A 10,340-nucleotide genomic window follows, 5' to 3' on the forward strand; every position below is an offset into this window, starting at 1 on the left:
CGCCGCCGCTCCGATGACGATCCGGCGTCGCGGCGCATGCCTTCGATCTCAAGGCCGCGACAACACCATCACCCGCCCCGACACCCGCTGCAGCTTCAGCCACCCGGTATCGGCCGTAAACCGAAGCTGCTGCAACGGAAAATCGAACCCCGCCTTTTGCGCCGCGCTGACCACCGCGTCGGCGATCCAGCGGATCAGCTCCTTTCCTTCGTCGGTGGTCTGGTGACCGTTCTGGACGCCATAGAAATAGCGATTCCCGGCGTTGACTTCGTTCTGCAACTGCATCCAGTGTCCCGGCAGGCCCGGCAGCGTTCTGAACAGGTCGGCCACGCGCTGCGTCGTCAGGCCGCGCGCCCACAATGCGCCATTCACCGCGGGCCGCGCCAGATTGTGACGGTCTGCTTCCTGGGCCTGCTCCTTGATGTCGCCTTTCAGAATATCGGGTTTCGTCATCGCACTGTCCTCGTGAGGGCCCCGCAACGGGCCGGTTGAATCAAAAAAGCCGCCGAACATCGGGCGCGCGCGTTGCTTGCACGATACCGCTAATCTCGAAATTGATCGCCTGTCAGGTATATCAGGCCTGCGCGTTGCGATATTGCGCGCAAGAATCAGCCTCGTCCGATAGGCGCCGCGACAGCGAGTCGATATGCTTATCGGGTGTGGTGCCGGTGGAGTGTCTTTCAAGTTCGGAGTGAGCCGGTCATCAACCTTCGCCGGCGCCGCACACCCCTCCCGTTGCGATCCGGCTTCGGCGTGGGCGTTCGGTGGTGGCCGGTGGGCGCGGCCACGACAGAGAAAGACGATGTTGAAACAACACGCTGCCATATGCGAACGCCGAGCGCCTGCTCCGAAGCCGGATCCTCCCTCCATTCCCGCCTGCGCCGCCCATCATTCAATAATTCGCGACATGCGTCGATATAATTTCGCGATTATATCGATCGACAATCAATCGAATTCACGTCATTAAATCGGACTGTTTCAGCTTTCGATTTTCTGAACAATTTCCATTCCCGGCCGAATATTTTTTTATTTATTTTTCGCCATGCTGGCCGAACCGTGTTTAAAACAGCAAACGTTTGCCTGACACGGTAAAGCGCCTTACCCATCGATCGCTGGGCTGCCCCCGCGATGGCGCCGGGGTCATCCACACATTGCGAATCGATTCATTCGAGCAGTCATTTGCAGTCCCACGCTGTACTCCGTGCGCGACAACGGCGGGATCCACTCGCCGGCCGCGCGACGCGAGACCTATCATCGAGACGAGGACGACATGTCACAACCGTTTACCCATGACGATCTTTACGCACTGCTGCAACTCGCCGGCAACGATGCAACCGCCGTACAGGCGAACGGCGACCAGGCGGTGCTCGACCGGATGCGCCAGTTCATGACCACGCAGCTCGTGGAAAAGCTGCCGCAATACGATGTGTTCGTCGACATCGCGACCATCCCGTACAGCTTCGACGTCGGCAGCTGGCAGAACAAGGTGAAGGCCGATGCGGCGGGGCAGGTGGTCGCCTGCACGGTGACGTGGGCCGGCGCGCCCGGCGTGCTGCCCGGAGCCGCGGCAAAGTTCGGCGTCGGCGCGGTGGTCAATTACTTCTCGAAAGCGACGCCGCAACCGCAGCCCGCACAGCCGGGCACAACGACCGGCGGCGGCGAACGCGACGGCATCTTCAATCTGCCGCCGAACATCGCGTTCGGCGTGACGGCGCTGGTCAATTCGTCCGCGCAGCAGACGATCGAAGTCTATGTCGACGACAACGCGAAGCCGGCCGCGACGTTCCAGGGCGCCGGCACGCAGGACGCGAACCTGAACACGCAGATCGTGAACTCGGGCAAAGGGAAGGTGCGCGTGGTGGTGACGGCGAACGGCAAACCGTCGAAGATCGGCTCGCGTCAGGTCGACATCTTCAAGAAGACCTACTTCGGGCTCGTCGGGTCGGAAGACGGAACGGATGGCGATTACAACGACGGCATCGCAATCCTGAACTGGCCGCTCGGCTAAGCAGCCGCATCCTGCCAACCATCGCCACGCCGCCCGGCGTGGCGGTTTGCTTTGGTACGCTGCGCCGATGTGCAAGCGTCGACGCCGGCGACGACGACCGGCCTGAGCTCGACGATCAGCCGTCGTTCGGTGCGCCGGACTGCGACATCGCGAGCGGCGGCGCCCACGTGGCCGCGGCCAACTGTGTGCGTGCGACGTGGGCCACGCGGTTGAACGCCACCCGCTGCTCGCCCTTCAGTTTCGCCGCCCTCGCCGCCTGCACCAGTTCGATCGGATCGACGAGACGGGCATGTCGACGCACCTCGAAGTGCAGATGCGGGCCGGTCGCGGTGCCTGTGCTGCCGACGGCGCCGACGCGCTGGCCGCGCACGACGTGCGCGCCGGTTCGCAGCGTCGGCTCGAATGCCGACAGGTGCGCGTAGTACGACGCATAGCCGCCGTCGTGCCGAATCACCACATACTTGCCGTAGCCGCCCGGCTCGGTGCCGATGAAAGTCACGACCCCTCGCTCCGACGCGTGGACGGCACGGCCCGTCGGCGCGGCCAGATCCACGCCGGAATGTACGTGACGCGCGCCTGTGACCGGATGCACGCGCGCGCCGAATCGCGAGCTGACCCGCGTTGCGTTGACCGGCATCGCGAACCGCGCACCGGCGAGCGGCATGCCGTCGAGATCGTAGTACGCGCCTGGCGAGCCAGCCTGCGGCGCGAACCACACGCCCGCGACACGCTGGCCGCGAAAGCGGATGTCGAGCGCCGTCACGCGCACACGGCCCGGCAGGGTCGCGCTGTCGTCCGGTTCGAAGGCAACGCGGAAGGTATCGCCAATCGCGCCGCGCTGCGTCGAATCGATCCGCCCGGCCAGCATGCGCGTGATCTGCGCGGCGACGCCGGACGGCAGATCGGCGCGCGCGAGAGACGTGCGCAGGCTGCCGGTGATCGCGCCGGCGCGCGTGCCGCTCTCCCACTCCGCGAGCACGAACGGCTCGGCGGACGCCAGATCGACATGACGCGCCTCGAATGCCGGCCGAACACCGATTGCCGGAAGCGGCGAGGCAAAACCGTACGCGAAGCGGGCCGCGTAATCGCGCTCGATCGCATCGCGGGCCGCATCGCAGAGGACGACGTACGCCGCACATGCACCGGGACGCATCGCGAATGTGACCGAAGCGTTCGTCGCGCGCGGCTCCAGCGCGACACGCGGCACGGCGGTCGATGCCAGCAAGCCGCCCCAGATGGTCCGGGCGGAACTGAAAAAAGGCACGTCGACAAGGTCGGCCGCTTGCGCCGTCACGGGCGGAAACGGCGTGGCATCGGAAGACGCCCACGCCACCGCACCCTGCATGCCGGCAAGCCACGCCGCAGCAACGACACCGCGCGCCAGCGCGCGGCGAATCGGAAAGCGGATGGCGCCGCATCGCGCGGGCCGACCTTGTTCGCGTGCGAGACGTAAACACAGGTCAAGCCGCATTGCGTCGTCACTCGCTGTCAATGAAAAATGGGGAAAACCGGTTGTCGCGGAGGAACGATCATCGCGATCCGGTAGCCTGGAAGCGAGTGTATCGGCACGGCCAACATAGCTGAATAGGACAAATCCGATTTGTTTGAATACTCGCTTAGTACACACACCAAATCGCGATTTCACGGCCCCCATGCATTCGCGCGAAATACCCCATGGCGTGTACAGTCGAGGGCGGCCGACGCACGAGCGGATGCCCGCCCGACCACGGCGGACGACGCCCCCCGTCGCGCCTTCTGTCCTCAAACCGGAATCCCGTCATGTTTCTCGATCATCTTCATCCGGAACGCTGGACGTTCCTGTGGAACGCGTTGTCCACGCTTTCGCTCAGGCTTTGCGCCGCCCTCGCGCTACTCGTCGCGGGCTGGTGGCTGTCGAAGCGCATCGGCAACTGGCTGAGCCGGCTGCTCGCGAACAAGGAGCGCGTCGACGACACGCTGCGGCCGATCCTCTGCGACGTCGCCGTGTGGGGCATCCGCATCGTCGCGATCGTCGGTGCGCTTTCACAGCTCGGCATCGAAACCGCGAGCATCGTCGCGGTGCTCGGCGCGGCCGGCCTCGCGATCGGGCTCGCGCTGCAAGGCACGATGCAGAACATCGCGGCCGGCATCATGCTGTTGCTGCTGCGGCCGTTCAAGGTGGGCGACTACATCGACGGCGGCACGGGTGTCGCGGGGACGGTGGACGAGGTCGGGCTCTTCATGACGCGGCTGACGAAGCCGGACGGCATCTGCGAATACGTGCCGAACAGCGCGCTGTGGGGCAGCTCGATCCGCAACTACACGCGCAATCCGACCCGCCGTCTCGATCTCGAAGTGGAAGTGTCCGTGCACGACGACATCGATCGCGCGCTCGATGCGCTGCGCGCGCTGGCCGAAGCCGATCCCGACGTGTTGAAGGATCCCGCGCCGGACGTGATGGTGATGCGCTTCGACGACAGCACGGCGGTCGCGAACATGCGCGTGTGGACGCACACGGACAAGTTCTGGGCGATGCGCTGGCGCCTCGCGCGCCAGGTGCGCAAGACGCTCGCCGACGCGGACTGCGCGCTGCCGATCCGCACGCGCGAGCTGCACATCGTGCACGACGTCGAACGGCAGCCGCAGCAGGTCGAGCCGCGCCGCGTTCAGGCGTCGTAACACTCGGGGCGCACGACCGCGCATGCCGCGCGGCGCGGCGCGCCCCGCCTGCGTCACATCCTGACGATATCGAGCAGCGCCTTCCTGCCGCTTTGGTACGTGAACACCGAGATCGCGCCGTGCTTCAGGTCGCCCTGCGACGTGAAACTCGTTTCGCCGATCACGCCGCGATAGTCGGTCGCCGGCATCGCGGCCAGCACCTTGGCCGGGTCCGTCGAATTCGCGCGCTGCATCGCGTCGACGATGATGTACACCGCGTCGTACGAGAACGGCGCGTACACCTGCATCGGCTGGTGGTAGCGCGCTTCGTAACGCTTCACGAACGCCGCGCCGCCCGGCATCTTCTCGAGCGCGATGCCGGCTTCCGAGCACACGACATTGTCCGACGCCGGACCCGCGAGCTTCGGCAGGTCGGTCGAGCATACGCCGTCGCCGGCGAGGATCTTCGCACGCAGGCCGAGCTGGCGTGCCTGCTTCGCGAGCGGGCCGCCCGTCGCGTCCATCCCGCCGTACATGATCGCGTCGGGGTTCTCGCCCTTGATCTTCGTGAGGATCGCGCGGAAATCAATCGCCTTGTCGTTGGTCGCGTCGCGCGAGATGACCTTCATCCCGGCCGATTTCGCCGCCTTCTCGAACTCGGTCGCGAGGCCCTGCCCGTACGCGGTCGAATCGTCGACCACGGCCACCGTCCTGATGCCGAGCTTCTTCGCCGCATACATCGCCAGCGCGGGCCCTTGCTGCGCATCGGTCGCGACGACGCGATAGGTCGTCTTGAAGCCCTGCTGCGTGTACATCGGGTTGGTCGCGGCCTGCGAGATCTGCACGACACCGCCGTCGCGATAGACGCGCGACGCCGGAATCGACGTGCCCGAGTTGTGATGGCCGACGACGCCGACCACCTTGTCGTCGACGAGCCGCTGCGCGACCTGCGTCGCGGTGCGCGGGTCGCCCGCGTCGTCTTGCGCGTCGAGCTGCAGCGTGACCTTCTTGCCGCCGATCACGAGCCCCTTCGCATTGATCTCCTCGACCGCGAGCCGCGCGCCATTCTCGCTGTCCTTGCCGAGGTGCGCGATCGCACCGGTCAGCGGCGCGACGTGCCCGATGCGAACGATCCCGTCCGCGTGCGCGGGCAGCGCGGACCATGCGCACGCCAGCGCGGCCGCGATCGCGCATGCCGTCTTGTTCCGATGTCGATTCATGTTCGTCTCCTTCCTTGTCGCTCTTCGTTCGTGATTGGATCGTCGTTCATCAAAGGCAAAGCGATACGGTCACGCGCGCCCTTCGAAACCGAGCAGCACGTTCACCGCGTTGATACCGATTTCCTCGACCATGTAGCCGCCTTCCATCACGAACAGCGTCGGCAGGTTCAGACGCGCGAGCGCTTCGCCGACGCGCAGGTAGTCGGGCGAGCGCAGGCGGAAATGGCTGATCGGGTCGTGCTCGAACGTATCGACGCCGAGTGACACGACGAGCAGGTCGGGCGCATGCGCGGCGATCGCGGCGGCCGCGTGGTCGAGCGCCGCCGCGTAGGTGTCCCACTGCGTGCCCTTCGGCAGCGGCAGATTCAGGTTGAAGCCCTCGCCCGCGCCGCTGCCGCGCTCGTCCGCGTAGCCGGAGAAGTACGGATACGACACCGGCGGCTCGCCGTGGATCGACGCGAACAGCACGTCCGCGCGGTCGTAGAAGATGTCCTGCGTGCCGTTGCCGTGGTGGAAGTCGACGTCGAGCACCGCGACGCGCGCCGCACCGCTCGCGATGCCGTGCTGCGCGGCGATCGCCGCGTTGTTCAGGTAGCAGTAGCCGCCCATGTACTCGCGGCCGGCATGGTGGCCGGGCGGGCGGCACAGCGCGAACGACGCGCGCGCGCCGCCGTTCGACAGCAGGTCGGCGCCGGTGAGCGCCGAGTTCGCGCTCGCGCTCACCGCGTCCCACGTACCCGCGTTGATCGGCGCGCCGGCGTCCATCGCGAAGAAGCCGAGCTTGCCGTCGATGAAGTCGGGCAGCGTCGCCGACGACGGCATCGCGCGCACCGGCCACACGAGCGGCAGCGCCTGGCAGGTGCGGCCGGTCGCCGACCATTCGTTCCACGCGCCGGCGAGGAACTCGACATAGCGCGCGCTGTGCGCGCCGGCATAGCACGCGCGGTCGAACGCGCGCGGCGCGATCACGTCGCCGAGGCCGGCCGCGCGGACCTGCGCGAGCACCGTCTCGGCGCGCAGGGGGTTCTCGAACGACTCGGTGATCGCGCCGTCCTTCAGTTCGACGCCGCGATGCAGATGGTGATCGCTGCTGTAGACCGTGAGCATGGTTGACCGTTGCAATGAAGGCTGTGAGGGGTGAAAACAGTCTATTGATGCCGGCCGGCAATAACTTTGCTTTCCCCCCCTTCGTTTCGTACAATTTTGAGAAAACCGTCTACGGAGACCCGGGAATGAGCAAAAATCGCGCTTCAGCGGAACTGGACGGCGTCGACCGCGCGATGCTCCGCCTGCTGCAGGAAGACGGCGCGCTGTCGAACGCGACGCTCGGCGAGAAGCTGTCGTTGAGCGTCACGCCGTGCTGGCGCCGCCGCAAGCGGCTCGAGGACGAGCACGTGATCACCGGCTACCAGGCGAACCTCGACCGGCGCGCGTTCGGCATGAACGTGTTCGCGTTCGTGCAGGTCACGTTCAACATGCATTCGGACCAGGATCCGGATCACTTCGAGGAGGTGATGCGGCGTCACGACGAAGTGACGTCGTGCCACAAGATCACCGGTGCGGCCGACTACATCCTGCAGGTCGTCGCGGCCGATCTCGACGCGTACGCGGAATTCGTCGAACGCGTACTGAGAAAGCAGGCCGGCGTGTCGTCGATCCAGTCGAGCCTCGCGCTGCGCGAGGTCAAGTTCTCGTCGCGCGTGCCGGTGCCGGATGCGTGATCGTTCGTGTTGTCGTCATGCGCCCGCGCGCGGGCATCCGCTGTCGATCGTCATTCCATGGAGCGCTACCCTATGAAACGTCTTCTGCCTTCCGCCTCGCTTGCCGCAACGATCGCCTGCGCACTCGCCCTGAGCGCCTGTGCGGCGCAATCGTCCGCACCGGCCGCTTCGTCGACGCCCGCCCAACCGGCCACGCCGGCCGCGCCGCAGATGGTCGGCGGCGATCGCGACGCGCATGGCTGCATCGGCTCGGCCGGCTATTCGTGGTGCGAACAGACCCAGCAATGCGAACGCCCGTGGGAACTCGCGAAGCAGAAGGGTTTCTCGAATTCGGCGCAAGCGTACGAGCAGTTTTGCCACAACACTTTCGCGAAGTGACATGACGTGACTGGACGTAAGACGATCTTGTCGCGGCGCGATGCCGCGACATGACGCGTCCGCATTCCATCCCGCTCCCGCTCGGTTATCCACATCTTTTCCGGTTCCGGCGACCCTCGTTCCGGAATCCCGGACACGCAAAAAACCCCACAAAAACAAGGGCATTTTTCGTTTGTGACACAGCAAACGAGTTCGGTTACATTACGCGCCCCTTGCCATACCGCCCCCGCACAACGCGTCGCGCGCGGCCTCTTTCCACGCAGCCTGAAGCGCCGTCCGCGCAGGCTTGCCGCGAGGGCCCCGGCGCGTTGCGCGCCATCGCGACGCAGGCGATTGCCTGCCTGCGACACGCCGATCCGAAGGTGTCCTTGGCGACGGCTGCGCGTGCGCAAATGCAACGGCGAACACGGTCGATCCGGAATTCCGGATTCGCGGTCCGGATCTCCGGATGCGCGAGCCGGTTGCGATTCGGCATCGGCCGGGCGGCATGGCAAACCGATACATTCAAGTTGAAGAGGGATCTGCTGTGATCAAAACGTTACGGGTAATACTGTCGGCGCTCGCGCTGTGCGTCGCCGCGTCGTCCGCGCACGCCGCCGATACGAAGAAGGTCGACGTCCTGCTGGTGGGCGGCGGCATCATGAGCTCGACGCTCGGCGTCTGGCTGCACGAGCTCCAGCCCGACTGGTCGATGACGATGGTCGAGCGCCTCGACGGCGTCGCGCTGGAAAGCTCGAACGGCTGGAACAACGCGGGCACCGGCCACTCGGCGCTCGCCGAGCTGAACTACACGCCGGAGAAGGCGGACGGCAAGGTCGACATCTCGAAGGCGATCGAGATCAACGAGTCGTTCCAGATCTCGCGCCAGTTCTGGGCATGGCAGGTCCGCCAGGGCGTGCTGAAGAACCCGCATTCGTTCATCAACTCGACACCGCACATGAGCTTCGTCTGGGGCGACGACAACGTCCGCTTCCTGAAGAAGCGCTACGACGCGCTGCAGGCGAGCCCGCTGTTCCGCGGGATGCAGTATTCGGAAGACTACGACCAGATCAAGCAGTGGGTCCCGCTGATGATGGAAGGCCGCGACCGCTCGCAGAAAGTCGCCGCCACCTGGACGCCGATCGGCACCGACGTGAACTTCGGCGAGATCACGCGCCAGTTCGTCGGCTACCTGAAGACGCAGCCGAACTTCACGCTGTCGCTGTCGAGCGAAGTGCGCGAGATCTCGCGCAACGCGGACGGCACGTGGCACGTGTCGTGGGTCAAGCTGCACTCGGATGAGCCGCCGCAGGCCGTCGACGCGAAGTTCGTGTTCATCGGCGCGGGCGGCGGTGCGCTGCACCTGCTGCAGGCGTCGGGCATTCCCGAGGCAAAGGACTACGGCGCGTTCCCGGTCGGCGGCTCGTTCCTCGTGACCGACAACCCCGAGGTCGTGAAGCGGCACCTCGCGAAGGCGTACGGCAAGGCGTCGGTCGGCTCGCCGCCGATGTCGGTGCCGCACCTCGACACGCGAATCATCGACGGCAAGAAGATCATCCTGTTCGGGCCGTTCGCGACGTTCTCGACCAAGTTCCTGAAGAACGGCTCGTACTTCGACCTCGCGAAGAGCACCAACCTGCACAACGTCGCGCCGATGATGCGCGTGGGCGTCGACGAATTCCCGCTCGTCCAGTACCTGGCCGGCCAGCTGATGCTGTCCGACGACGACCGCTTCAACGCGCTGAAGGAATATTTCCCCGACGCGAAGAAGGAAGACTGGCGCCTGTGGCAGGCCGGTCAGCGCGTGCAGATCATCAAGCGCGACCCGAAGAAGGGCGGCGTGCTGAAGCTCGGCACCGAGATCGTCAGCTCGCAGGACGGCAGCATCGCGGGCCTGCTCGGCGCATCGCCGGGCGCGTCGACGGCGGCGCCGATCATGCTGAACCTGATGCAGAAGGTGTTCAAGGACAAGGTCGCGACGCCTGAATGGCAGCAGAAGATGCGCCAGATCGTGCCGAGCTACGGCACGAAGCTGAACGACAGCCCGGCGAAGGTCGTCGAGGAATGGACCTATACGAGCGACGTGCTGCAGTTGTCGCCGCCGCCGAAGATCGACCTGACGACGCCGTCGCAGGCGACGGGCGCGGCCCCGGCGCGCCCCGCGAAGGCATCGGCCGACATGGCGCTGTAACGCGTCCGGCCCCGTTTCGTCGCATCGCACGGCCGCCCTCCGGGGCGGCCGTTTTACATGGCCGATGCGGGCGAGGCCGCGCGCACCGGCCGGCGGCGTTCTCACCGGTTGCCGACGGCCGGTACGGCCACTGCCGATGGACCGCAAACGGTCGTCCGCCGCCGGTCCTCCGCTACCGGCCGCCCGCATCCGCTAGAATTGCGGGC

General features: G+C 66.0%; 9 protein-coding genes. 5 read left to right on the plus strand and 4 right to left on the minus strand.

Annotated elements, in window-relative coordinates; all coding sequences use genetic code 11:
* Positions 1–48: 48 nt before the first annotated feature.
* Positions 49–453, minus strand: coding sequence for a hypothetical protein (locus F3J14_RS22095; protein WP_006756235.1), 405 nt, complete (start codon positions 451–453; stop codon positions 49–51).
* An 817-nt stretch (positions 454–1,270) separates the two neighbouring features.
* Between F3J14_RS22095 and F3J14_RS22100 the strand changes: the two genes are divergently transcribed.
* On the plus strand, positions 1,271–2,008 hold the full coding sequence (locus F3J14_RS22100) for a fucose-binding lectin II (RefSeq protein ID WP_166724826.1): 738 nt from the start codon (positions 1,271–1,273) through the stop codon (positions 2,006–2,008).
* A 115-nt stretch (positions 2,009–2,123) separates the two neighbouring features.
* On the opposite strand, the gene F3J14_RS22105 is transcribed toward F3J14_RS22100, so the two are convergent.
* Positions 2,124–3,479 carry a M23 family metallopeptidase gene (locus tag F3J14_RS22105; protein WP_166724827.1) on the minus strand — a complete coding sequence of 452 codons (1,356 nt, stop codon included), beginning with the start codon at positions 3,477–3,479 and terminating at the stop codon, positions 2,124–2,126.
* Positions 3,480–3,787: 308 nt separating this feature from the next.
* Here F3J14_RS22105 and F3J14_RS22110 point away from each other — a divergent pair, with 308 nt between their 5' ends.
* Entirely contained in the window at positions 3,788–4,666 is an 879-nt protein-coding gene (locus F3J14_RS22110) for a mechanosensitive ion channel family protein (protein WP_166724828.1), read from the plus strand.
* A gap of 53 nt (positions 4,667–4,719) precedes the next feature.
* On the opposite strand, the gene F3J14_RS22115 is transcribed toward F3J14_RS22110, so the two are convergent.
* The gene (locus F3J14_RS22115; protein ID WP_166724829.1) at positions 4,720–5,865 is read right to left on the minus strand and encodes a branched-chain amino acid ABC transporter substrate-binding protein; all 1,146 of its coding nucleotides are present in this window, start codon (positions 5,863–5,865) and stop codon (positions 4,720–4,722) included.
* Positions 5,866–5,934: 69 nt separating this feature from the next.
* The gene (locus F3J14_RS22120) at positions 5,935–6,972 is read right to left on the minus strand and encodes a histone deacetylase family protein (protein ID WP_166724830.1); all 1,038 of its coding nucleotides are present in this window, start codon (positions 6,970–6,972) and stop codon (positions 5,935–5,937) included.
* A gap of 125 nt (positions 6,973–7,097) precedes the next feature.
* On the opposite strand from F3J14_RS22120, the gene F3J14_RS22125 reads away from it, so the two are divergent.
* The 3 genes from F3J14_RS22125 (at position 7,098) to mqo (ending at position 10,134) form a co-directional block, all read left to right on the plus strand.
* Complete coding sequence (locus F3J14_RS22125; RefSeq protein WP_166724831.1) at positions 7,098–7,586, plus strand: Lrp/AsnC family transcriptional regulator; 489 nt, start codon at positions 7,098–7,100, stop codon at positions 7,584–7,586.
* 72 nt (positions 7,587–7,658) lie between these two features.
* A complete protein-coding gene (locus tag F3J14_RS22130; protein WP_166724832.1) occupies positions 7,659–7,964 on the plus strand; it encodes a hypothetical protein in 306 nt (101 codons plus the stop codon).
* 487 nt (positions 7,965–8,451) lie between these two features.
* Positions 8,452–10,134, plus strand: coding sequence for a malate dehydrogenase (quinone) (gene mqo, locus F3J14_RS22135; protein WP_168736286.1), 1,683 nt, complete (start codon positions 8,452–8,454; stop codon positions 10,132–10,134).
* The last annotated feature ends 206 nt before the right edge of the window (positions 10,135–10,340 follow it).

This window comes from Burkholderia sp. Tr-862 (assembly GCF_011753085.1).
GTDB lineage: Bacteria > Pseudomonadota > Gammaproteobacteria > Burkholderiales > Burkholderiaceae > Burkholderia > Burkholderia ambifaria.